Raw genomic sequence first — 22,258 nt, forward strand, 5'->3', positions numbered from 1 at the left:
GAGGTGGCGGCGTGAGGATGCTGGGCCGGCTGCTGATCGCCGGGGCCGGTGCCGCCGCCGCCCGGTACGCCCTCCGCGAGGTGCGGACCGCCCCGGTGGGGCCGGCGCTGGAGCGCACCAACTTCCGGGGCCGGACGGTGACCCTGGCGGCCGGGCCGGCGCTCGCCGCCGGTGCGACAGCCGCGGGCGTGTTCGGCGCCACCAGCGCCGCCTCCGGTGGCGCCGCCCTGGTCGCCGGCCTCGGCGCCGGCGGTGTCGGGCTCTATGACGACGTGGTCGGAGCACGTCCGGAGCAGAAGGCGGCCAAGGGCTTCGCCGGGCACCTCGCCGCGCTGCGTGAGGGCCGCGTCACCGCCGGACTGGTGAAGATCGTCGGGGTGGGCGCCGCCGGGCTGGGCGCGGCCGCGCTGCTCGCCGCCGACCCGCGGGTCGCCGCGCACCCGCGCCGGCAGCGCCACGGCGCGCTCGGCCGGGGGATCGACGTGCTGCTCGGCGCCGGCGTGATCGCCGGCACCGCCAACCTGCTCAACCTGCTCGACCTGCGGCCCGGCCGGGCCATCAAGTCCGGGCTGCTGCTGGGCGTGCCGCTGGCCGGTGGCCCGCACGGGGGGATCGCCGCCGGCGCGGCCGGCGCCGGCGCCGGCCTGCTCCGCGACGACCTTTCCGAGGACGTCATGCTCGGCGACAGCGGCGCGAACGCGCTCGGCGCCCTGCTCGGCGTGGCGCTCGCCGCCCGCAGCGGCCCGCTCGGCCGGGCCGGTCTGCTGGCCGTGCTGGCCGGGCTCACCGCCGCCAGCGAGAAGGTCAGCTTCACGGCGGTGATCCAGCGGACCCCGGGCCTGCGGCAGCTCGACGCACTGGGCCGACGCGCCGACTGACGTGACCAGACCGGCACCCCTCGCCGGCGTCGGCCGGCTGGCCGGGGCAGCCGCGCTCATCGCCGTCCTCACCGTGCTCAGCCGGCTCGCCGGCTTGGGCCGTACCGCCGTTTTCACCTGGAGCCTCGCCCCGACCGACCTGGGCGGCGCCTATGTGGTGGCCAACGCGGTGCCGAACTTCATCTTCGAGATCGTCGCCGGTGGCGCGCTGGCCAGCCTCGTCGTACCGCTGCTGGCCGGGGCGGTCGAGGCCGGCGACCGCACGGCGGTCGCCCGGACCACCGGCGCGCTGTTGACCTGGACGCTGGCCCTGCTGGTGCCGCTCGCGCTGGTCGTGGTGCTGTTCGCCGGCCCGGTGGTCGAGTCGCTGGGTCACCACCTGACCGACGCCCAGCAGCAGAGCGGCGTACGGATGCTGCGGGTCTTCGCGCCGCAGCTACCGCTGTACGGCGTCGGCATCGTGCTCACCGGGGTGCTCCAGGCGCACCGGCGTTTCGCCTGGCCGGTGCTCGCCCCGCTGCTGTCCAGCCTCACCGTGATCGTCGTCTACCTGGGGTTCACCGCCACCCAGGGCCGGTACGCCACAGTCGCCGGGGTGAGCCCCGGCGGCGAGTTGCTGCTCTCCGCCGGCACCACCCTGGGCGTGGTGACGCTGTCGCTGTCGCTGCTCGTCCCGGTGCGCCGGCTGCGCCTGGGGTTGCGGCCCGGGTTCGGGTTCCCCGCCGACGCGCGGGCCCGGGTCGGCGCGTTGGCGGTGGCGGGCGCGGTCACCGTCACCACGCAGCAGATCGCCCTGATCGTCAGCCTGAACCAGGTCACCGCGGGCGCGCGCAGCAACCCGGGCGTCTACAACCTGGCGCAGACCGTCTACCTGCTGCCGTGGGCGGTGCTGGCGGTGCCGCTGGCCGTGGCGGCCTATCCGACGCTCGCGGCGGCGCGGTCGGCCGGCAACGAGGACGGCTACCGGGCGACCCTGGCGCCGGCCGTGCGCGGGGTGCTGCTGTTCAGTTGCCTCGGCGCGGCCGCGCTGGTCGGGACCGCGGGGCCCGTCGGGCACTTCTTCTTCCCCGCGTCCACCGCGCCGACCGCCGCCGCCGCGATCATCGGGTACGCCCCGGGCCTGGTCGGCTACGGCCTCTTCGCGATCCTCACCCGGGCGCTCTACGCGCGCGGGGAGACCCGGGCGGCGACCGCCGCGACCGCCGTCGGCTTCCTGGTGGTGCCGCCCGTCGTCCTGCTGCTCGGTGCGATCCTGCCGTTGACCGACCGGGTGCTCGCCGTGACGTCCGCCAACTCGGTGGGCATGGTGGTGCTCGGCGTGTTGCTCGTCACGGCGGTGCTGCGCAGCGCCGGCCGGCCGGCGCTTGCCGGCGCGGCGCGCGCCGGTGCGGCCGGTGGCCTCGCCGGGCTGCTCGCCGCGCTCGCCGGGCTGGGCGTGAGCCGCTGGCTCGACAGGCTGGACGGCGGCACCCCGACGACGGCCGCGGCACTCGGTCAGGGCATGCTGTCCGGGGTCTTGGTCGGTGTCGTGTTCCTCGTCGTGGTCTGGTTCGTCGACCGGCGGGACGTACGGCCGCTACTGACCGGGGTGGTACGCCGCCTCGGCCGGCGAGGGCCGCGGGGCCGGGCCGGTACGTCGACGCCGGGCGCGGTCCCCCCGGAGCGGGGCGACGGGAAGGAGACGGCGGTTCGGTGAGCGTTGTCAACACCAACCGGCGGTGGCCGGCATGACGGAGACAAACGGCTGGTCGGGCTCCGTGGCGCTGCTGCTGGCTTCCAGCACCGGCGGGGTCGGCCAGCACGTCCGCTCGGTGGCGCGCGGGCTCGTCGCGGCCGGTGCCACCGTGCTCGTCTGCGGGCCGGCGGCCACGCAGGAGCAGTTCGACTTCACCGGCGTCGGCGCGCGTTTTGAGCCGGTGGAGATCCCGGCCAGCCCGACCCCCGCCGACGCGCGGGCGGTGCTCGCCCTGCGGCGGGCGCTCGCCGCGGCCCGCGTCGACGTGGTGCACGCCCACGGCCTGCGCGCCGGTCTCGTCGCCGTGCTGGCCCGTCCGTCCGCCCCGCTGATCGTGACCTGGCACAACGCGGTCCTCGTGGGCGGCCTGCGCGGCGGGGCCTCGCGGCTCGTCGAGCGGGTGGTCGCCCGGGGCGTCCGGGTGGCTCTCGGCGCCTCCACCGATCTGGTCGAGCGGGCCGCCGCGCTGGGCGCCGCCGACGCCCGACTCGCCCCGGTCGCCGCCCCGACGCTGCCCGCGCCGCGTCGACGCCGCGCCGCCGTGCGCGCCGAGTTCGGCGTACGACCGGAGCAGCCGTTGCTCGTCTCGGTGGGGCGGCTGCACCCGCAGAAGCGCTACGACGTGCTGATCGACGCGGCCGCCCGCTGGCGTACGCGTACCCCGCCGCCGGTCGTGGTGATCGCCGGGAGTGGCCCGGCGTACCTGCCGCTGGCCGCGCGGACCTCGGCAGCCCGAGCCCCGGTGACCCTGCTGGGGCACCGCACCGACGTGGCCGACCTGCTCGCCGGCGCCGACCTCGCGGTGGTCACCAGCGACTGGGAGGCCCGGCAGTTGTTCGCCCAGGAGGCGATGCGGGCCGGCGTGCCGCTGGTGGCGACCGCGGTGGGTGGCCTGCCGGAGCTGGTCGGCGATGCCGCCGCGCTGGTCCCCGCCGGTGACGTGGACGCGGTCGACGCGGCGGTGCGCGCGCTGCTGGACGACCCGGAGGCCCGGGCCGAGCTGGGCCGGCGCGGCGCCGAGCGGGCGGCGACGTGGCCCACCGAGACGGACACGGTGGCCGTACTGGCGGCCCTCTACGCCGAACTGACCGCCCGTTCGACTCCTCCGGCGGCCCCCGGCTCCGACGCGCCGATGACGGGACACCGGTGATGCTGCGTCGACTCGCTCCCGCCCTGTTGACCGTGCTCGTGGTGGTGTTGGGCGTCACCGCGCTGTCCGCCCGGCCACCCCAGGGCACCCCGCAGCGCACCGCCGACTTCGTGGTGCTCGCCGGGATCGCCGGACTGCGCTGGGAGGACGTCGACCAGCAGAGCACCCCGACGCTGTGGCGGATGGCCCGGGACGGCTCGATCGGCTCCCTGTCGGTGCGGTCCGCGCACCGGCCCACCTGCCCGGTCGACGGGTGGCTGACCCTCGGCGCGGGGAGCTTCGCCGCGTGGAACGGCACCCGGCCCGACGGCGGCTGCCCGCCCGCCGGCGTGGCCGTGGAGCAACCGGACGGGATCGGCGCGAACCTGCCCGACCAGGAGAGCGTGGTCCAGTACAACCAGCAGCGGCTGCCCTGGGGCACCATGCCCGGGTCGCTGTCGGAGTCGGTGCGCTGCTCGGTCGCCGTGGGTCCGGGCGCCGCCGTGGCCGCCGCCCGCCCGTTCGGCCGGGTCGACCGGTACGCCGCGGGGCTGCCGGCCGATCCGCGCCGGCTGCTCGGCTCGTGCGTGCTGAGCATCGTCGACCTCGGCACGGTCGAGGGGACCGACCCGGTGGCTCGTGCCGAGCAGGCGCGGGCCGCCGACGCCCAGTTGGCCCGGGTCCTGGCCGCCCGGCCGGAGCGGTCGCTGGTGTTGGTGGCCGGAATCTCCGACACCGAGCAGCCGTCGCGGCTGCACGTGGTGGTCGCGGACGGGCCGGGCTGGGAGCGGGGTTGGCTCACCTCGGCCAGCACCGGCCGCGACGGTTACCTGCAACTTGTCGACCTCGCGCCGACGGCGCTGACCGCGCTGGGACGGCCGATGCCGGAGCGGTTGTTCCTCGGCCGGCCGGCGGTCAGCACCGGCGGCCGCCCGTCCGACCTGACGGAGGCGATCAACGCGCCGGCGGACGCCGACCGGGAGGCGACGGCCCAGCGGGCCGTCTCCGGCCGGTTCTTCGCCCTGCTCGCCGGGCTTCAGGTGCTGCTGGCCCTGGCGGTGCTGCCGTTGCTGCGCCGGGCCCGACCACACGCCGGCCCGGCCGGCCCGACCCCGGTCTCCGCCCGCGTCGTGGCGGTGGTGGAGTTGCTGCTGGTGGCGGCCGCGTTGGCCGTTCCGGCCGCGCTGCTCGCCGACGCCGTGCCCTGGTGGCGGGGCGAACACCCCGGATGGATCTTCGGCGCGGTCACCGCGCTGCTGGTCGCGGGGGGCACCGCGGCGGTCCGGTTCGCCCCCGGGTACGCGAACACGCTCGGCCCGTTCGGCGCGGTGGCCGGCCTCACGACCCTGACCGTCGGGCTGGACGTGCTCACCGGGTCGAGCCTGCAGCTCAACAGCGTGGTCGGCTACTCGGCGTTGCAGGGTGGCCGGTACGCCGGGCTGAGCACCGTCGGGCTGGGAGTGTTCCTCGCCGGCGCGCTGGTGACCGGCGGGTGGTTCGGCCAGCGGGTGCACCGCCGCTGGCGGCCGGCCGTGATGGTCGCCGTGGGCGGTCTCGCCGTGGTGGTGGTCGGCAGCCCGTACCTGGGCGCCGACCCGGTCGGCGCGATCGCGCTGACCGCCGGGCTGAGCGTGGCCGCGGCGATCAGCGCCGGCGGCTGGCTGACCATCACCCGACTGGCGTGGGCCACCATGGCCGCCCTGGCGGTCGGCATCGGCTTCGCCGTGGTCGACCTGCGACGGCCTGCGGCCGAGCGGGGGAGCCTCGGCCGGTTCCTGTCCGCGGTGGCCGACGGCACCGGCGGGTTCACCGTGCACCGGTCCAGCACGGCGAACTTCGAGACGTTGGTGAACAGCCCGTTGACCGTGCTGGCGCTGGCCGGTGGGCTGCTGGTGTGGTTCGCCCTGCTGCAGCCGTGGGGCGGGCTGCTGCGGCTGTTCGGCATCTACCCGGCGATCCGGGCCGCGCTGGGCGGCACGGCGGTCGCGGCGGTGCTGGGTGGCGTGCTCGACGGCGCGGCGCTGGACGTGGCGGGCGCCGCTGCCGCCCTGGTGGTGCCGATGGCCGCGCTGGCGTCGCTGCGCGTGCTCGGGCATGCCGCCGACCGGACCCGCCCGAACACGGGCCGTTCCCGGGAGAACGGGGCCGACGACGACTCGGGCTCCGGTGGCGACGGGCCGGCCGGTGGAGGCGACGGTCCGACCGGTGGCGGTGGACCGCTGGGCGCGGGTCACCCCCGGCCGATCGGCGTCCCGCCCGCAGCGCCCCCACGAGTGGTCGTGCTGCCCCCGGGCCCGGACGCGCCCGTGGGCACTCCGGTGGTCGACGGGCCCGCCCAGTCGCCGCCGGAGCGTCCGGCGGCGGACGCGGCGACCGGGGCGCCCTCCGCGCCGGCGCAGCGACGATCGGCGGACACCCCGGCCGCGCCGGTCACCCGGCCATCGACCGAGGTTGCCGCTTCCTGACCGTCGGGCGTCGCCAGGGTGGCCCGTTCCTGTCGCACCCGGGGTGCGGCCTGCGAGTACCCGCCGCAGAGGTGTTACCGTGGAATCCCGTGGATCGCGTGATCACTTTGCTGATCGAGCACGGCGGTCTGCATGACCGCGACAGACGACACGGGAGCAGGCCTTGGCCCCATCAGCACGGACGACCAGGCACATTTTCGTCACCGGGGGCGTCGCCTCCTCGCTGGGTAAGGGCCTCACCGCCTCCAGCCTCGGCAACCTGTTGACCGCGCGCGGGCTGCGCGTGGTGATGCAGAAGCTCGACCCCTACCTCAACGTCGACCCCGGGACGATGAACCCGTTCCAGCACGGCGAGGTCTTCGTCACCGAGGACGGCGCCGAGACCGACCTCGACGTCGGGCACTACGAGCGTTTCCTGGACCGGGCCCTGTCCGGCAAGGCGAACGTCACCACCGGCCAGATCTACTCCGACGTGATCGCCAAGGAGCGCCGGGGGGAGTACCTGGGCGACACCGTCCAGGTCATCCCGCACATCACCAACGAGATCAAGTCGCGGATCCTGGCGATGGCCGACCCGGACGACGACGGCGTCCTGCCCGACGTGGTCATCACCGAGGTCGGTGGCACCGTCGGCGACATCGAGTCGCTGCCGTTCCTGGAGGCGATCCGCCAGGTGCGCCACGACCTGGGCCGGGACAACTGCTTCTACCTGCACGTGTCGCTGGTGCCGTACCTGGCGCCGTCGGGCGAGCTGAAGACCAAGCCGACCCAGCACTCCGTGGCGCAGCTGCGCAACATCGGCATCCAGCCGGACGCCATCGTGCTGCGCTGTGACCGGGAGATCCCGGTGAAGCTCAAGGAGAAGCTGTCGCTGTACTGCGACGTCGACGCCGAGGCGGTCGTCGCCGCGCCGGACGCCCCGAGCATCTACGACATCCCGAAGGTGCTGCACCGCGAGGGGCTCGACGCGTACGTGGTGCGCCGGCTCGGGCTGTCGTTCCGGGACGTGGACTGGGCGAGCTGGGACGACCTGCTGGAGCGGGTGCACCGGCCCCGGCACACGGTCACCGTCGCCGTGGTCGGCAAGTACGTCGACCTGCCGGACGCGTACCTGTCGGTGAGCGAGGCGATCCGGGCGGCCGGTTTCGGTCACCGGGCGCGGGTGCAGCTGCGCTGGGTGCCCAGCGACGAGTGCGTCACCCCGGCCGGCGCGGCGGCCGCCCTGGCCGGCGTGGACGGCATCCTCATCCCGGGCGGGTTCGGGGTCCGTGGCATCGAGGGCAAGATCGGCACGGCCCGGTACGCCCGGGAGAACGGCATCCCCCTGCTCGGCCTCTGCCTCGGCCTGCAGTGCATGACGATCGACGTGGCCCGGCACCTGGCCGGCCTGGACGGCGCCAACTCGCTGGAGTTCGACGAGCAGGCCGCGCACCCGGTCATCGCCACGATGGCCGACCAGGAGGACATCGTCGCCGGCAAGGGCGACCTGGGCGGCACCATGCGGCTCGGGGCGTACCCGGCGACGCTGACCGAGGGCTCGATCGTCGCCGAGGCGTACGGCAGCACCGACATCAGCGAGCGGCACCGGCACCGCTACGAGATCAACAACGCCTACCGGGACGCGCTGACCAAGGCGGGCCTGCACATCTCCGGCACCTCCCCGGACGGCCGGCTGGTCGAGTTCATCGAGCTGGACCGGGATCTGCACCCGTTCTTCGTGGCCACGCAGGCGCATCCGGAGCTGAAGAGCCGTCCCACCCGCCCGCACCCGCTGTTCGCGTCGTTCGTCCGGGCCGCCGTGACGTACTCGCAGGCCGACCAGTTGCCGGTCGACCTGGAGGCCGCGTCCGAGACCCCGTCGGAGGCCCCGTCGGCGCGCAAGGCCGCCCGCAACGGCGCCGCGACGAAGGCCGCGTCGGCCTCGTGAGCGAGCGGAGCGAGCGAACCAGCAGGCTCAGCAGCGGGGCGACGGCGTGAGCGACAGTGAGCACCGCTACGAGGTGCGCTCCCGCGAGGAGCGCTACCGGGGTCGGATCTTCGACGTGGTCACCGAGGAGGTGACCATGCCGGGCGGCGGGACCGCGCTGCGTGACCTCGTCCGGCACGTCGGGGCGGTGGCCGTGGTGGCCCTCGACGACGCCGGTCAGGTGGTGCTGATCCGGCAGTACCGGCACCCAATCGGCCGGCACCTGTGGGAGCTGCCCGCCGGGCTGATGGACGTCTCCGGCGAGGAGCTGCCGGCCGCCGCGCTGCGGGAGCTGGCCGAGGAGGCCGACCTCACGGCCGGGCGGATCGACGTGCTGGTCGACCTGCACAGCTCGCCGGGGTTCACCAACGAGATCGTCCGGGTGTTCCTGGCCCGGGACCTGGCCGACGTGCCGGCGGGGGAGCGTCACGAGCGCCGCGACGAGGAGGCCGACCTGCAGATCGTCCGGATGGCCCTCGACGAGGCGGTCGACATGGTCCTGGCCGGCGAGATCACCAACGCGTCCGCGGTGGCCGGCCTGCTCGCGGCGGCCCGCGCCCGGGACACCGGCTTCGCGGCGCTGCGTCGGGCGGAGGCGCCGCTGCCGCGCTGAGCGCCGCCGCCGGTCCTTCCCGATCGGTGGGTACGCGAGAAGGGGCCCCGCGGTCAGCCGCGGGGCCCCTTCTCGTGTCGCGGTGTGGCCGGTCAGTCCCGCAGCGGGCGACCCTGCGCGTCCGTGCCGCCGTTGACCAGGATCAGGATGCCGTCGATGACGCCCCAGAGCGCGCCGACGCCGCACGTCACCAGGCTCACGACGAGCTGGAGAACAGCGATCTTGGTGTGTCCGGTGTAGAACCGACCGGCCCCGAAGGTGCCGAGCAGGATGCCGAGGATGCCCGCGACGACCTTGCTCTTGTCGGAGTAACCCGGGGCGTACCCGGGCTGGTATGGAGGAGTGGTCATGGGCGGACACACTAGTGATCCACTCGCCGGCTGTCCGCACCGCCACACGGCAGATGGGACGATAATGGGCGAACACTGTCCTGACGGCTGAGGTGACGTCCCAATGCCGGCCCGTTCGGCGCGCTGACACTCCGTCAGGTCACCCGGGCACCGGATGCCACTGTGCTGGCTCCCGGCGGGGCCGGACGCGCCTAGACTGCCGCCGGCGGGACCGGTGGACCGTGGCGGCAATGGGGCCGTCGCGGCACCGAGCAGTCGGGGGGAAGCAGCCCCGAAGAGAGGTGTCTGCATCGTGAAGGTCGGAATCCCACGCGAGGTCAAGAACCACGAGTACCGCGTGGCGATCACGCCAGCGGGCGTCAACGAGTTCACCCGCAGCGGCCACCAGGTCTTCGTCGAGTCCGGCGCCGGAGTCGGCTCCAGCATCACCGATGAGGAGTTCGCCGCGGCGGGCGCCAAGATCCTGGCCACCGCCGACGAGGTGTGGGACACCGCCGAGCTGGTGCTCAAGGTCAAGGAGCCGATCGCCGAGGAGCACCACCGGATGCGCGAGGGGCAGGTGCTCTTCACCTACCTGCACCTGGCCGCCTCCAAGTCGTGCACGGACGCGCTGGTCGACCGCAAGGTCACCGGCATCGCGTACGAGACCGTCGAGCTGCCCGACCGGTCGTTGCCGCTGCTCGCCCCGATGTCAGAGGTGGCCGGCCGGCTCGCCCCGCAGGTCGGCGCGTTCTACATGATGCGCACCGGCGGTGGGCGCGGCGTGCTGCCCGGCGGCGTCTCCGGCGTGTACGCGGCGAAGACCGTCGTCATCGGCGCCGGCGTCTCCGGCATGAACGCCGCCGCCATCGCCCTGGGCCTGCAGTCCGAGGTGCTGCTGCTGGACAAGAACGTCGCCCGGCTGCGCCAGGCCGACGCCATCTACCGGGGTCACCTGCAGACCGTCGCCTCCAACGCGTACGAGATCGAGCGGGCCGTGCTCGACGCCGACCTGGTCATCGGCGCGGTGCTGGTGCCCGGCGCGAAGGCCCCGACGCTGATCTCCAACGAGCTGGTCTCCCGGATGAAGCCCGGCAGCGTGCTCGTCGACATCGCCATCGACCAGGGCGGCTGCTTCGAGGACTCGCGCCCCACCACGCATGCCGACCCGGTCTACAAGGTGCACGAGTCGATCTTCTACTGCGTGGCGAACATGCCCGGCGCGGTGCCGAACACCAGCACCTACGCGCTGACCAACGTCACCCTGCCGTACGCCCTGGAGTTGGCCAACCACGGCTGGCGCGAGGCGCTGCGTCGCGACCCGGCCCTCGCCCTGGGTCTGAACACCCACGACGGCCAGGTCACCTACGGTCCGGTCGCCGAGGCGCACGGCATGCCCGTGCTCCCGCTGGCCGAGGTCCTGGGCTGACCGACTCCACGGCCGAACGGGCCGGTGCGGGCGTCGAGCCCGCGCCGGCCCTGCGCCGTGCCGTCCGCGGCTACCTCGACCACCTCACCGTCGAGCGCGGCCTGTCCGCGAACACCCTCGCCTCGTACCGCCGGGATCTGGAGCGCTATCTCACGACCCTGGCCGACGCCGGCGTCGCCGACCTCGCGTCGGTCGGCGCCGGCGTCGTCGAGTCGCACCTGGCCCGGCTGCGCGCCGGAGACGACGACCATCCGCCCCTCGCCGTGTCGTCCGCCGCCCGCGCGGCCAGCGCGGTCCGCGGCCTGCACCGCTTCGCGCTGCGCGAGGGGCTGGCCGGCGCCGACCCCAGCCGCGACGTCCGCCCGCCCACCCCGCCGCGCCGGCTGCCCCGCGCGCTGGGAGTCGACGACGTGGTCCGGCTCCTGGAGACCGCCGGTGCGATCACCGCGACCGGCGAGGACGCGCCGCTCGCGCTGCGCGACCGGGCGCTGCTGGAATTCCTCTACGGCACCGGCGCGCGGATCTCCGAGGCGATCGGCGCCGCGATCGACGACCTCGACGCCGACGAGGGCACCGTGCTGCTGCGCGGTAAGGGCGGCCGGGTGCGGCTGGTGCCGATCGGCGGGTACGCCGTCGAGGCGGTGCGCGCCTACCTGGTCCGGGCCCGCCCCGCTCTGGCCGCCGGCGGTAAGGGAACCCCCGCCGTCTTCCTGAACGCGCGCGGCGGGGCGCTGTCCCGGCAGGGCGCCTGGGCCATCCTGCGCCGCGCCGCCGGGCGGGCCGGCCTGCCGGTCGAGGGCGCCGCGGCGGTCTCCCCGCACACCCTGCGCCACTCGTACGCCACCCACCTGCTCGACGGCGGCGCCGACGTCCGGGTGGTCCAGGAGTTGCTCGGCCACGCCTCGGTGACCACCACCCAGGTCTACACCCTCGTCACCGTCGAGCGGCTGCGCGAGGTGTACGCCACGGCCCACCCGCGCGCCCTCGGCTGAACCCCGGCCGTCGTCGGCTTCGACACGCCGGGCCGGTGCCGAACGCCCTGCTGGTCGGTGGCGTACAGTCGGCATCGGCGCGGACCTCCTGGGGCGACACGACCGGGGTGCGCAGCGGCGCCGCGAAGGACGTCGGACGGCTCCGACGCCGGGTGGGTCGTCGGGAGGGGGCAACGAGCACATGGCTGGCAACGGTGACCGTGCCGAGACCTGGACGTCGGAGCTCCGCGAGCAGCAGGCCACGCTCGGCGCGGACCTGGGTCCCGCGGACCCGGCTGCCTACACGATGCGCAAGCCGATCCCCGAGCCGATGCCCACCGACCGGCACGGCCCCGCGCGCATCATCGCGATGGCCAACCAGAAGGGTGGCGTCGGCAAGACCACGACCACCATCAACCTGGGCGCGGCGCTGGCCGAGTACGGCCGCAAGGTGCTGCTCGTCGACTTCGACCCGCAGGGCGCGCTCTCGGTGGGCCTGGGGGTCAACCCGCACAACCTCGACCTGTCCGTCTACAACCTGCTCATGCAGGACGACGTGACCGCCGAGGACGTCCTCATCAAGACCGACGTCGCGGGTCTGCACCTGCTGCCGGCCAACATCGACCTCTCCGCCGCCGAGATCCAGCTCGTCAACGAGGTCGCCCGGGAGATGGCCCTCGCCCGGGTGCTGCGGACCGTCCGCAAGGAGTACGACTACATCCTGATCGATTGCCAGCCGTCCCTCGGCCTGCTGGCGATCAACGCGCTGACCGTCGCGCACGGCGTGCTCATCCCCCTCGAATGCGAGTTCTTCAGCCTGCGCGGCGTCGCGCTCCTGCTGGACACCATCGACAAGGTGCGCGAGCGGCTCAACTTCGACCTGGAACTCGAAGGCATCCTCGCCACCATGTACGACAGCCGCACCACCCACTGCCGGCAGGTGCTCCAGCGGGTGGTCGAGGCGTTCGGCGACAAGGTCTACCAGACGGTCATCACCAAGACGGTGAAGTTCCCCGAGTCCACCGTGGCCGGTGCCCCGATCACGACGATGGACCCGGCGTCCTCCGGGGCGCGCAACTACCGTCAGTTGGCCCGTGAGGTGATCGCCGCCCAGTCGGAGCGGTAGCCGGAACGCCCCGTGTCCGTGTCGTGGACTACGGTCGTGCGGTGACCGCGCCACCCCTCGACCCGCCCGAAGCCGCTGCTGCGGCCGTGGTCGACGGCGTGCCGCCCGCCTCCCCGCCGGCCGACCCGGCTGCCACCGGCTTCACGGTGCGGCTGGCCAACTTCACCGGCCCGTTCGACCTGCTGCTGCAACTGATCGGCAAGCACAAGCTCGACGTCACCGAGGTGGCCCTGCACACGGTCACCGACGAGTTCATCGCCTACATCCGCGCCATGGGCGACAGCTGGGACCTCGACGAGGCCAGCGAGTTCCTGCTCATCGCCGCGACCCTGCTCGACCTGAAGGCGGCCCGGCTGCTGCCCGCCGCCGAGGTGGAGGACGAGGCGGACCTGGCCCTGCTGGAGGCGCGCGACCTGCTCTTCGCCCGGCTCCTGCAGTACAAGGCGTACAAGGAGGCCGCCGCCCACATCGCCGAGCTGGAGGCGGTCGGCGGTCGCCGGTATCCCCGGGCGGTCAGCCTGGAGCCCCGCTACGCCGAGGCGCTGCCCGACTTGGTGCTCGGCATCGGCCCGCAGCGACTGCTGAAGCTGGCCGTGCGGGCGATGACCCCGAAGCCCGTGCCGGAGGTGTCCATCGCCCACGTGCACATGGTCCGGGTCAGCGTCCGCGAACACGCGGCGATCCTCGCCTCCCGGCTGCGCCGGGCCGGCACGGCGACGTTCTCGCTGCTGTGCGCGGACTGCGAGGCCACCCTGGAGGTGGTGGCACGGTTCCTGGCGCTGCTGGAGCTGTACCGGGAGGGCCTGGTGGCCTTCGTGCAGGAGCAGGCCCTGGAGGAGCTGACCGTGCGCTGGACCGGCCCGGTCGACGGCGAGACCGAACTGCACGTCGACGAGTACGCCGGCACCCCCGCCGACCCCGACCCGCCCTCGGGGCCGGAGCCGGCGGCGGAGGCCGGGCCTGGATCGGCGGGGGAGGCCGGGCCTGGATCGGCGGGGGAGGCCGGCTCGGAGTCCGCGGGCGCGGGCGGAACGGGAACGACGGAGGGTGAGCGGGATGAGTGACGAGGAACGCCGGGACTCCCTGGCCGACCAGGCCGCCGCCTGGGTCCCGCCGTGGAATCGTCCCCGCCCACCGGCCCCAACCCCTGCCGAGGCGCCCGAGTCTCCCGAGGCTGCTGGGTCTTCCGAGGAGGCCGAGCCCTCCGACGCTGCTGAGACTCCCGACGCTGCTGAACCTGCCGAGGCTGCCGCCGCTCCCGCGTCCGCCGGTGCACCCGAAGCGCCCGCGCAGCCCGACACCCGCACGGTCGCCGGGGCTCCCAGCGCCGTCGGGGTCGACGGGGAACGCGACACCGACCAATCCGCAAAATCACCTGGGGCGGTCACCGTCCCGCCGATGTCCGCCGAAGATCTGGGAAGCAAACCGCCCCTCCATGAGCCGGAGTCTGCCGAGTCGGCCGAGTCCGCCGAGTCGGGCGAGCCCTCCGAGCCTCGTGAGACGGTCGGGGTGGCCGAGACTCCTGCGGCTCAGGTGGGGGAGCGGGCTGGGGGCGTACCTCGGCGGGAGGTTGTGGGGCGGCGGCGGGTGACGGCCGCGCCGGAGCCCGCGCCCGACCTGCCCGACGCCGAGCTGCGCGGCGCGCTGGAGGCGATCCTGCTGGTGGTGGACGAACCGGTCAGCGAGCTGGTCCTGGCTCAGGTGTTGGAGCAGCCGGCCGAGCGGATCGGGCCGATGCTCGACGAGATCGCCGCCGGTTACACGGCCGCCGGGCACGGGTTCGAGCTGCGCAGGGCTGCGGGCGGTTGGCGGTTGTACACCCGGCCGGAATACGCTACGTACGTCGAGCGGTTCGTCCTGGACGGGCAGTCCGTGCGGCTGACCCAGGCGGCGTTGGAGACTCTGGCCGTGGTCGCGTACAAGCAGCCGGTGACCCGGTCGCGGATCTCGGCCATCCGGGGTGTCAACTGCGACGGCGTCATCCGTACGCTGGTCACCCGCGGCCTCGTTGAGGAGTGCGGCGCCGAACCGGACAGCGGGGCGTTCCTCTACCGGACCACCACGCTGTTCCTGGAGAAGCTCGGGCTGAACACCGTCGACGAGCTGCCACCTCTCGCACCCTTCCTGCCCGACGACGTAGAAGAGCTTGCTGATGCGACCCGATAACCGTTCCCCGAAATCCGACGCCCCCGTCTACGAGGGGGCGGAGCGCCTGCAGAAGGTGCTCGCCGCCGCCGGCGTGGGCTCCCGGCGTGCCTGCGAGGACCTGATCTTCCGACGCCGGGTGACCGTGGACGGGCGGGTCGCGAAGCTCGGCGACAAGGTCGACCCGGCCACTGCGGTGATCCACGTGGACGGCGAGCGCCTGCAGGTCGACATCCGCCTGGTCTACGTGGCGATGAACAAGCCGCGTGGGGTGGTCACCACCATGGCGGACGAGAAGGGACGCACCGAGCTGGCCGACTTCATCGGCAGACGGCTGGATCAGCGGGTCTACCACGTCGGGCGGCTCGACGCGGACAGCGAGGGCCTGCTGCTGCTCACCAACGACGGCAACCTCGCGCACAAACTCATGCACCCCTCGTACGAGGTGCTGAAGACCTACCTGGCCGAGGTGGTCGGGCCGATCCCGCGCAACCTCAGCAAGCGGCTCCTCGCGGGTGTCGAGCTGGAGGACGGACCGGTCAAGGTCGACTCGTTCAAGGTGGTGGGCACCCTGGGCAAGAGCGCCCAGGTGGAGCTGAGCCTGCACGAAGGGCGCAAGCACATCGTCCGGCGGTTGATGGACGAGGTCGGGCACCCGGTCACCCGTCTGGTGCGTACCTCCATCGGTCCGATCCGGTTGGGCGACCTGCGCACCGGGCGTCTCCGGCGCCTGACCAACGCCGAGGTCGCCGCCCTGTTCAACGCGGTGGGTGACTGACCCCCGAGGTTCGGGGTACGGCTGCCGGTAGGCTCGCGACGGCCGGAATGCGGCCGCCGGAGGTGGCGTGGGTCGCCTCGGGCGGCGGCGCGCGTGGGTCCGCCACGGACCCCGGGCATGATTGATGACGATTGACAAACCGCTTGCGGCGCCAGAGCACCGGGCGATCCGTGAGGTACGGGCTGAGGAGGACACGGTGGAGGAAAACGTACGGGCCGGGCGATGTGTGGTCGCTGTGGACGGGCCGTCCGGTTCGGGTAAGTCCACCGTGTCGCGGCGGCTCGCCGCCGCCATCGGCGCGCGCTACCTGGACACCGGGGCGATGTACCGGGCGATCACGTGGGCCGTGCTGCGCTCCGGCGTGGACCTCACCGACGCCGCGTCGGTGGCGAAGGTGGCCGGCGAGGTGGACCTGCGCATCGGCACCGACCCCCAGGGGTACGGCGTGACCGTCGACGGTGTGAGCGTCGACACGGACATCCGCGGCGCCGAGGTGACCGGGGCGGTCTCCGCCGTCGCCGCGGTGCCGGCGGTCCGTGAGCTGCTGGTCGCCCGCCAGCGCGAGATGATCGTCAACGCCGGTCGGATGGTGGTCGAGGGCCGCGACATCGGCTCGGTCGTGGCGCCGGACGCCGACCTGAAGGTCTTCCTCACCGCCTCCGAGGCGGCTCGTGCCGCCCGGCGCAGCGCCGAGGACGCCGCTGACGTGGCGGCCACCGCCGCCGACCTGGCCCGCCGGGACCGGCTCGACTCGACCCGCAAGGTCAACCCGTTGGCCCAGGCGCCGGACGCCGTCGTACTGGACACGACCGAGCTGGGCATCGACGAGGTCGTGCTCCGGCTGCGTGACCTGCTCACCGAGCGGGGCGTGGCATGAGCGATCCAGGTGGATGGGTTGAGTTGCGCGAGCCCGACGTCGCCGTCGAGGAGCCGACCGGCCCGCAGCCGGTGGTGGCCGTGGTGGGTCGTCCGAACGTGGGCAAGTCCACCCTGGTCAACCGGATCATCGGCCGTCGACAGGCAGTCGTCGAGGACGTCCCCGGCGTGACCCGCGACCGGGTGCCGTACGACGCGCAGTGGAACGGCCGGTCGTTCACCGTGGTGGACACCGGCGGTTGGGAGCCGGACGCGAAGGACCGGGCCGCGGCCATCGCGGCGCAGGCCGAGACGGCAGTGGTCACCGCCGACGTGGTCCTCTTCGTGGTCGACGCCATGGTGGGCTCCACGGACGTGGACGAGGCAGCGGTGAAGATGCTGCGGCGCAGCGCCAAGCCGGTGATCCTGGTGGCGAACAAGGCCGACAACACCGCCATCGAGATGGAGGCCACCTCGCTGTGGTCGCTCGGCCTCGGCGAGCCGTTCCCGGTGTCCGCGCTGCACGGACGCGGCTCCGGTGACCTGTTGGACGCCATCCTCGCCGCGCTGCCGGAGGCCCCGGAGATCGTGGAGAACCGGCCGCGCGGGCCGCGCCGGGTGGCGCTGGTCGGTCGGCCGAACGTGGGCAAGTCCAGCCTGCTCAACCGGTTCTCCGGCGAGGAGCGGGCGGTCGTCGACTCGGTCGCCGGCACCACTGTGGACCCGGTGGACAGTCTGGTCGACATCGGCGGTCAGACCTGGCAGCTGGTCGACACGGCCGGTCTGCGCAAGCGGGTCGGCAAGGCCAGCGGCACCGAGTACTACGCCAGCCTGCGTACCGCCGGCGCGATCGAGGCCGCCGAGGTGGCCGTGGTGCTGCTGGACGCCAGCGAGCCGATCAGCGAGCAGGACCAGCGGATCCTGACGATGGTGACCGAGGCGGGCCGGGCGCTCGTCATCGCGTTCAACAAGTGGGACCTGGTCGACGCCGACCGCCGGTACTACCTGGACAAGGAGATCGACCGGGAGCTGCGCCGCATCCCCTGGGCGATCCGGCTGAACCTGTCGGCGATGACCGGCCGCGCGGTGGACAAGCTGGCCCCGGCCCTGAACAAGGCCCTCGCCAGCTGGGAGACCCGGGTGCCGACCGCGCACCTCAACCAGTGGCTGACCGCGCTGGTGCAGGCCACCCCGCACCCGGTGCGCGGCGGACGCGCGCCACGCATCCTGTTCGCCACCCAGGCCGGGGTGGCGCCGCCGCGGTTCGTGCTCTTCACCACCGGCCCGCTGGACGCCGGATACCAGCGCTTCGTCGAGCGCAAGCTCCGCGAGGAGTTCGGGTACGAGGGCAGCCCCATCGAGATCTCGGTACGCCCCCGCAAGAAGCTCGGCCCCGGCGGCCGAGGCAAGGCGCACGGCTGACCCTGCACGCCCAAAATGCCGGATGGTCCTCCGAGGCCATCCGGCATTTCCCTACCCCACCATCCTAGGACGCTCTAGGCGGTGTGCGGTGGTTCGCGACCCGCACGACCCGGGTGGGGCCTGTGCGGCCGACCGGCAGGCGCTGCGCTAAGCTGTACCGGCTGTCGCAGGGGAAACCTTGCGGGGGCGGGACGTGGCGCAGCTTGGTAGCGCACTTGACTGGGGGTCAAGGGGTCGTCGGTTCGAATCCGGCCGTCCCGACAGGCAAATAGCCCTGACCAGCGGAAACGCTGGTCAGGGCTTTAAGTTTGTCTATGGGGTTTTTAACCGTCCCCCGAAAACCCCCCGTTTACCGGGGCCGGCAACCAGGTTCGTCATCCATGCGCATCGTTAGGCAGGGCGGTTGTGGGATGTTGCCGCCTCCCATAGTCGGTGCCGAGACGTTCGAGGATGTCCGAGACGTCCGGGGCTTGGGCGGGCTTGGCGATGTAGTACGTGGCGGTGACCTCCTCGCTGGAGTGCCCGAGCTGGGCTGCGGCGCTTTTCGTGTCGGTCTCTTCCTTGATGAGGGTGGCCACGGTCTTGCGGAAGGTGTGGGGGGTGACCCAGGCGAGGTCGGTGTCGGCGCGAGCTTCACGCCACTGACGGCGGACGTTGTTGGGTGACAGCCAGGTGCCGCGTCGGGAGGCGAAGATCGCCGGGCTGCGACTGACGGTCAAGCGGGCCCGCGTCCCCCGACCCGGCGAGCCCGACGCTCTCACCGCCAAGGAGCAAGGCGCGGTCGAGCGCGCCGCCGACCGCCGCGGCGTCCGCGACGCCGCCATCGTCGCCGTGCTGCTCTACACCGGTGCCCGAGTGCAGGAGTGCGCCCGCCTCGACGTCGACGACCTCGCCATCACTGCCCGCACCGGCACGATCCGGCTGCATGGCAAGGGCGACGAGGTCCGCCAGGTGCCGGTCCCGGCTGCGGCCCGCGACCGACTCAGCGCTTGGACACGTCACCGCGGCGCCGAGCCGGGACCGCTGTGGATCGGCCAGCGTGGTCGGCTCACCGCCTCCGGTATCACGCAGATCGTGCTCACCGTCGGCGCCGCCGCAGGCCTGTCCGGCCTGCGGCCCCATCGACTGCGCCACACCTACGCGACCCGGCTACGCCAGGGCGGTGCCGATCCCGCGCAGGTTCAGGCCCTGCTTGGTCACGCTTCCCTTGACACCACCGCCCGCTACTTCCGCGCCGGCACCGCTGAGCAAGCCGCCGTCGTCGAGCGAGTCTTCAACTAAGGCTCTTGAGCCTTGGCGGCGCGTCAACACCGCAGGGTGCTGGGTGGGGCCCGGTGTGAAGTGGCGCCGGAAGTTCGCAGCTCCTCGTGCGTGTCGCCGTAAGCCCGCCGGTAGCTTCCGGACCAAGAACAACCCCAGGGCTGGTCAGAAACGTGATGACGATCTGGGCTCAGGCGTTCGTGCGGGGTCCCCTGACCAGGGCTGGAGTTGTTTTCTCGCTGGAAACTACGGCGAGGCCTTATGGGCATTGACCAGGAGGCAGCACCGTTGAGGGGTGCTGCCTCCTGATCGTGTGGGCTTACCGGTGCTCAGAGCCGCACTGATCCCAGCGCCGAGTCCGGATCAGCAGGCTGGTACGCGGTCGTCGACGAGCGGCGTTCCGCGCAGTGATCCCGATGTCTGCCCGTTGTTGTAGAACGCGTCGCCGGACGCGTAGTACATGCCGTTCCATGGGGGCGAGGCGATGCGGTACCACCAGGTGTTGCCGTTTGCGACCCGGAAGCCGGTGACCTTGCAGGCTACCTGAACCGTGGAATTGCCGGGGATCAGCGGGCCGGCGTCGCCGCCAGCGTTGCCGAAGTCGGTCCACGTGCTGGTCGGTCCGCCGGTCGTCTCGGCGCGGGCGGCCGGCTGTTGTGCGGCCGGGTCGGCCGGTCGTTGCGTGGTCGCCGGCTCCTGCCAGTTGTTGATCAGGCGAACGGCCCCGTACATGGTGTCGGCTTCCTTGAAGCAGGCCTGCAGATTGGCGTACTGGGTCCAGTCGCTGAACCGGTAGTTGCAGATGGCCTTCATCTCGGCGCGGAACCGGTCGTCGACCCACTTGCGGGTGTTCTCGTCACGGGCGAGAGCGAGACCGTTGCCGAGGTTGCGGTATCCGAAGTCGTGTTGTTGGCAGGCCTGGTCGAAGAGCTTGCGCCAGCTCGCGAACGTGGGCGGGCTGCAGCTGTCCGTTCCCCAGTCGAACCTGTTGTAGGGCGACGGCTTGCGACAGTCGTCGTCCGGCATGCAGCCGGCTCGGGCGAAGTCAGTCTTGCGCTGCATGAATTGGCCGTTGCCCAGGTTCACGGTCTCGACGACGTAGCGGCGCTGCTCCGTGCGGTCCGCCGTGGTGTCGGCGTGCGCCGACGAGACCATGCCGGCGAGCACAGCGGTCAGCGTGGCGGCGAACGCCGTCGTTCGCGCGCCGATCCTGACGGGGGTGGCGGCATGCGACGGCGCGCGATGCCGGCGTGGCGCGTGGCGTGGTGTGATCGTCTGCATGAGGTCCCTATCTGGGCCGCAGGTGGGAAGGTGAGTGTGGCGTCGGCGAGGCGGCCGGTCGAGCGAATTACTCGTTCGACTCACGGCGCCGCGCGGCTGGGTCGGTGGGCCGGCGGCCGGTCCGGCCAGGAAGCCGGACCGGCCGTACGAGCTTCCAGCCCTGGCCCGGGTCAGGCCTTGATGGTGATGCAGGCGATCGAGCGGTCGGACGACCCGGGCCAGGTGTAGGCGCCGCAGATGCCGGAGTCCGTCTTGATCCACTTGTTGATCGGCCACGTCACCGTCTCGCCGTTGCCCGACCGGTACCACGCGACGCCGGTGGGACCGTCGCCAGCCCAGCCCTCCAGGAAGCCGGAGGAACCCTGGCGAGGCTTCTGGATCTTGATCTGGCTGACCCACTGGGTGTGGTCGGCGCGCTTCTCGCCAGTGTCGACCCAGATGCAGGTCCCCGGGTAATCTACGGACCAACTCTGGGCGCATCCGTTGACGGTGCCGGCGGCCGCCGGGTTCGCCGTGCTCACGGCGGCGGCCACGGTGATCGCCGTCACAACTGCCGCCTGGCCGCCCGCGCGCAGTGCGCGCCGTGCTGTCCTGTCCATCTGATCGGCTCCTATCGGGTGGGGGGTTCGCCGTTCGCGTCCCCCTGCACCACGAACTTTCGTCGTCTGGAGCCGCCGGTACAGCGGACAAATGTCGCTTCCGGACGGTCAGGCCGTTTGGTCGCGGCAGCCGTTGGCCGCAGCCCTTGCGTCGTCGGCATCGTCACAGGCCAGGCGCCGGTAGGGGCGGTCGCTGTAGGACGACACGACCGTCAGACCCCATTGCTGCTGGTTGCCGCCGCAGCCAACGCGAGCCTGGTAGGCATCGGTGAACTTCTGCTTGAAGGTGTACCGGACGGACGTCGCGCTCCCGGCGTCGCCCCGCCGGGCGAACCCCGAGCCGCCGGAGCGAGACTCGATCCAGACGCCGACCACCGGGTTCCCGGAGGTGCAGAACACGTCGATGGTCACGTCGCGGTCCGCCGACGCGGGCAGGGTCGCCGCAAGCGCGACCCAGGCGGCCGGGAGCACGACGAGGGCGGCGCGGGGAATCCAGGTCTCCCGTCGCCGCCGGCCGTCGCGGTCGGCCGCGGTCACGGGAAGACCTCCCGCACCGTGTCGTCCAGGAAGAACTCCCAGTTTTGGCTCGCGTAACGGACGAGTTCCGCGGTGGGCGGCCCCTCGTCCGAGCAGCCCGGATCGAAGGCAACCAGCCGGCTGCGCATCTCCTCGACACTGCGTCGCACCGCGCCGCTCTTGACGCCGACGGCCTGGCCGATCCGGGCATGGTGGTGCATGCCCAGCGCCATCGCGCGCCACATGGCCCGCCGCGGTTCAGAGGAGAAGAACGTCTCCCGCAGCGTCGGGGCGGATCTCGGCGGCAGGTGCATCCGCAGGATCGGGTCCACGTATTCGCGGCCGGCCACCACCGCCCGCACCGCCGCGGCGAGCTTGCCCTTGTCCTTGGGGCACATTCCGCGGCACGCGAAGTGTTCGTGGGCGAAAGTGATGTGCAACCGCCGGTTGGGCTCGCCCGAGGTCCACAGCACCGCCGGCGTCCCGGCCGTGCCGGCCGCCCGCAGCAGCGCCAGCCCGCTCAGGTGCAGCCGAGCGTCGGTCAGCCGCACCCTGCCCTCGCGCCGCCGCCGCTCGAATTCATCGGAGTGCGACTGGAAGAGCATGTCGACCACCACGGCGTCGAAGCGCTCCCGCCGCAGGCGATCCAGCGCCGCGACCGGATCAGGGACCACGACCGGCTCGCACGGCATCGCCTGGGCAAGCTCGGTGTGCGCCATGACGCCCGCAATTCCCATGTCCTCCACCACCAGAATCCGCAC

At 73.1% G+C, this 22,258-nt stretch carries 21 protein-coding genes and 1 tRNA gene; 16 read left to right on the top strand and 6 right to left on the bottom strand.

What is annotated here, in order from left to right; translation table 11 throughout:
- Positions 1-11 precede the first annotated feature (11 nt).
- The 6 genes from ABZT87_RS29255 to ABZT87_RS29280 all read left to right on the top strand — a co-directional run bounded on the left by ABZT87_RS29255 (position 12) and on the right by ABZT87_RS29280 (position 8,786).
- Positions 12-878 (top strand): hypothetical protein, encoded by an 867-nt coding sequence (locus tag ABZT87_RS29255; RefSeq protein ID WP_355139526.1) that lies wholly within the window; start codon positions 12-14, stop codon positions 876-878.
- Position 879: 1 nt separating this feature from the next.
- Entirely contained in the window at positions 880-2,574 is a 1,695-nt protein-coding gene (locus ABZT87_RS29260) for a lipid II flippase MurJ (protein ID WP_355139527.1), read from the top strand.
- A gap of 31 nt (positions 2,575-2,605) precedes the next feature.
- Positions 2,606-3,763: a glycosyltransferase family 4 protein gene (locus tag ABZT87_RS29265; RefSeq protein ID WP_355139529.1), complete on the top strand. Its 1,158-nt coding sequence runs from the start codon at positions 2,606-2,608 to the stop codon at positions 3,761-3,763.
- Complete coding sequence (locus ABZT87_RS29270; RefSeq protein WP_355139531.1) at positions 3,763-6,207, top strand: hypothetical protein; 2,445 nt, start codon at positions 3,763-3,765, stop codon at positions 6,205-6,207. The genes ABZT87_RS29265 and ABZT87_RS29270 overlap by 1 nt, the downstream gene beginning before the upstream one ends.
- 163 nt (positions 6,208-6,370) lie before the next feature.
- Positions 6,371-8,134: a CTP synthase gene (locus ABZT87_RS29275; RefSeq protein WP_355139533.1), complete on the top strand. Its 1,764-nt coding sequence runs from the start codon at positions 6,371-6,373 to the stop codon at positions 8,132-8,134.
- A 46-nt stretch (positions 8,135-8,180) separates the two neighbouring features.
- Positions 8,181-8,786 carry an NUDIX hydrolase gene (locus ABZT87_RS29280; protein ID WP_355139535.1) on the top strand — a complete coding sequence of 202 codons (606 nt, stop codon included), beginning with the start codon at positions 8,181-8,183 and terminating at the stop codon, positions 8,784-8,786.
- 92 nt (positions 8,787-8,878) lie between these two features.
- Here the strand turns inward: ABZT87_RS29280 and ABZT87_RS29285 are convergent, their stop codons facing one another.
- Positions 8,879-9,184, bottom strand: coding sequence for a TM2 domain-containing protein (locus ABZT87_RS29285; protein WP_354859378.1), 306 nt, complete (start codon positions 9,182-9,184; stop codon positions 8,879-8,881).
- A 244-nt stretch (positions 9,185-9,428) separates the two neighbouring features.
- Here ABZT87_RS29285 and ald point away from each other — a divergent pair, with 244 nt between their 5' ends.
- From ald to ABZT87_RS29330, 9 genes are all read left to right on the top strand, one after another.
- A complete protein-coding gene (gene ald / locus ABZT87_RS29290) occupies positions 9,429-10,544 on the top strand; it encodes an alanine dehydrogenase (protein ID WP_354859379.1) in 1,116 nt (371 codons plus the stop codon).
- Positions 10,541-11,536 carry a site-specific tyrosine recombinase XerD gene (locus ABZT87_RS29295; protein WP_355139613.1) on the top strand — a complete coding sequence of 332 codons (996 nt, stop codon included), beginning with the start codon at positions 10,541-10,543 and terminating at the stop codon, positions 11,534-11,536. Before ald ends, ABZT87_RS29295 begins: the two co-directional genes overlap by 4 nt.
- Before the next feature lie 181 nt (positions 11,537-11,717).
- Complete coding sequence (locus ABZT87_RS29300; RefSeq protein ID WP_030334877.1) at positions 11,718-12,641, top strand: AAA family ATPase; 924 nt, start codon at positions 11,718-11,720, stop codon at positions 12,639-12,641.
- A gap of 41 nt (positions 12,642-12,682) precedes the next feature.
- Positions 12,683-13,705: a segregation/condensation protein A gene (locus tag ABZT87_RS29305; protein ID WP_355139537.1), complete on the top strand. Its 1,023-nt coding sequence runs from the start codon at positions 12,683-12,685 to the stop codon at positions 13,703-13,705.
- Between the two features lie 523 nt (positions 13,706-14,228).
- Positions 14,229-14,807 (top strand): SMC-Scp complex subunit ScpB, encoded by a 579-nt coding sequence (gene scpB, locus ABZT87_RS29310; RefSeq protein WP_355139539.1) that lies wholly within the window; start codon positions 14,229-14,231, stop codon positions 14,805-14,807.
- Positions 14,794-15,564: a pseudouridine synthase gene (locus tag ABZT87_RS29315; RefSeq protein ID WP_234581858.1), complete on the top strand. Its 771-nt coding sequence runs from the start codon at positions 14,794-14,796 to the stop codon at positions 15,562-15,564. Before scpB ends, ABZT87_RS29315 begins: the two co-directional genes overlap by 14 nt.
- A gap of 196 nt (positions 15,565-15,760) precedes the next feature.
- Positions 15,761-16,441 (top strand): (d)CMP kinase, encoded by a 681-nt coding sequence (cmk, locus tag ABZT87_RS29320; protein WP_355139541.1) that lies wholly within the window; start codon positions 15,761-15,763, stop codon positions 16,439-16,441.
- Positions 16,438-17,841, top strand: coding sequence for a ribosome biogenesis GTPase Der (gene der, locus ABZT87_RS29325; protein WP_354859389.1), 1,404 nt, complete (start codon positions 16,438-16,440; stop codon positions 17,839-17,841). The genes cmk and der overlap by 4 nt, the downstream gene beginning before the upstream one ends.
- Before the next feature lie 187 nt (positions 17,842-18,028).
- Positions 18,029-18,102 (top strand) — tRNA-Pro (locus ABZT87_RS29330).
- A 113-nt stretch (positions 18,103-18,215) separates the two neighbouring features.
- On the opposite strand, the gene ABZT87_RS29335 is transcribed toward ABZT87_RS29330, so the two are convergent.
- Positions 18,216-18,560 carry a tyrosine-type recombinase/integrase gene (locus tag ABZT87_RS29335; protein ID WP_355139543.1) on the bottom strand — a complete coding sequence of 115 codons (345 nt, stop codon included), beginning with the start codon at positions 18,558-18,560 and terminating at the stop codon, positions 18,216-18,218.
- On the opposite strand from ABZT87_RS29335, the gene ABZT87_RS29340 reads away from it, so the two are divergent.
- Positions 18,514-19,122, top strand: coding sequence for a tyrosine-type recombinase/integrase (locus ABZT87_RS29340; protein WP_355139545.1), 609 nt, complete (start codon positions 18,514-18,516; stop codon positions 19,120-19,122). The genes ABZT87_RS29335 and ABZT87_RS29340 overlap by 47 nt on opposite strands.
- A gap of 342 nt (positions 19,123-19,464) precedes the next feature.
- Here the strand turns inward: ABZT87_RS29340 and ABZT87_RS29345 are convergent, their stop codons facing one another.
- From ABZT87_RS29345 to ABZT87_RS29360, 4 genes are all read right to left on the bottom strand, one after another.
- Entirely contained in the window at positions 19,465-20,268 is an 804-nt protein-coding gene (locus tag ABZT87_RS29345) for a phospholipase A2 (RefSeq protein WP_355139547.1), read from the bottom strand.
- A gap of 284 nt (positions 20,269-20,552) precedes the next feature.
- Entirely contained in the window at positions 20,553-20,981 is a 429-nt protein-coding gene (locus tag ABZT87_RS29350) for a hypothetical protein (RefSeq protein ID WP_355068816.1), read from the bottom strand.
- A gap of 108 nt (positions 20,982-21,089) precedes the next feature.
- The gene (locus ABZT87_RS29355; RefSeq protein WP_355068814.1) at positions 21,090-21,518 is read right to left on the bottom strand and encodes a hypothetical protein; all 429 of its coding nucleotides are present in this window, start codon (positions 21,516-21,518) and stop codon (positions 21,090-21,092) included.
- Complete coding sequence (locus tag ABZT87_RS29360; RefSeq protein WP_355068812.1) at positions 21,515-22,258, bottom strand: response regulator; 744 nt, start codon at positions 22,256-22,258, stop codon at positions 21,515-21,517. The genes ABZT87_RS29355 and ABZT87_RS29360 overlap by 4 nt, the downstream gene beginning before the upstream one ends.

Source organism: Micromonospora sp. NPDC005237, from assembly GCF_040607775.1.
Taxonomy (GTDB): domain Bacteria; phylum Actinomycetota; class Actinomycetes; order Mycobacteriales; family Micromonosporaceae; genus Micromonospora.

Bases quoted from the DNA above. Each gene is read 5' to 3' on its own strand.
- ABZT87_RS29265 (WP_355139529.1), top strand. From the start codon at position 2,606: ATGACGGAGACAAACGGCTGGTCGGGCTCCGTGGCGCTGCTGCTGGCT.
- ABZT87_RS29270 (WP_355139531.1), top strand. From the start codon at position 3,763: ATGCTGCGTCGACTCGCTCCCGCCCTGTTGACCGTGCTCGTGGTGGTG.
- ABZT87_RS29300 (WP_030334877.1), top strand. From the start codon at position 11,718: ATGGCTGGCAACGGTGACCGTGCCGAGACCTGGACGTCGGAGCTCCGC.
- ABZT87_RS29315 (WP_234581858.1), top strand. From the start codon at position 14,794: ATGCGACCCGATAACCGTTCCCCGAAATCCGACGCCCCCGTCTACGAG.
- der (WP_354859389.1), top strand. From the start codon at position 16,438: ATGAGCGATCCAGGTGGATGGGTTGAGTTGCGCGAGCCCGACGTCGCC.
- ABZT87_RS29350 (WP_355068816.1), bottom strand. From the start codon at position 20,981: ATGGACAGGACAGCACGGCGCGCACTGCGCGCGGGCGGCCAGGCGGCA.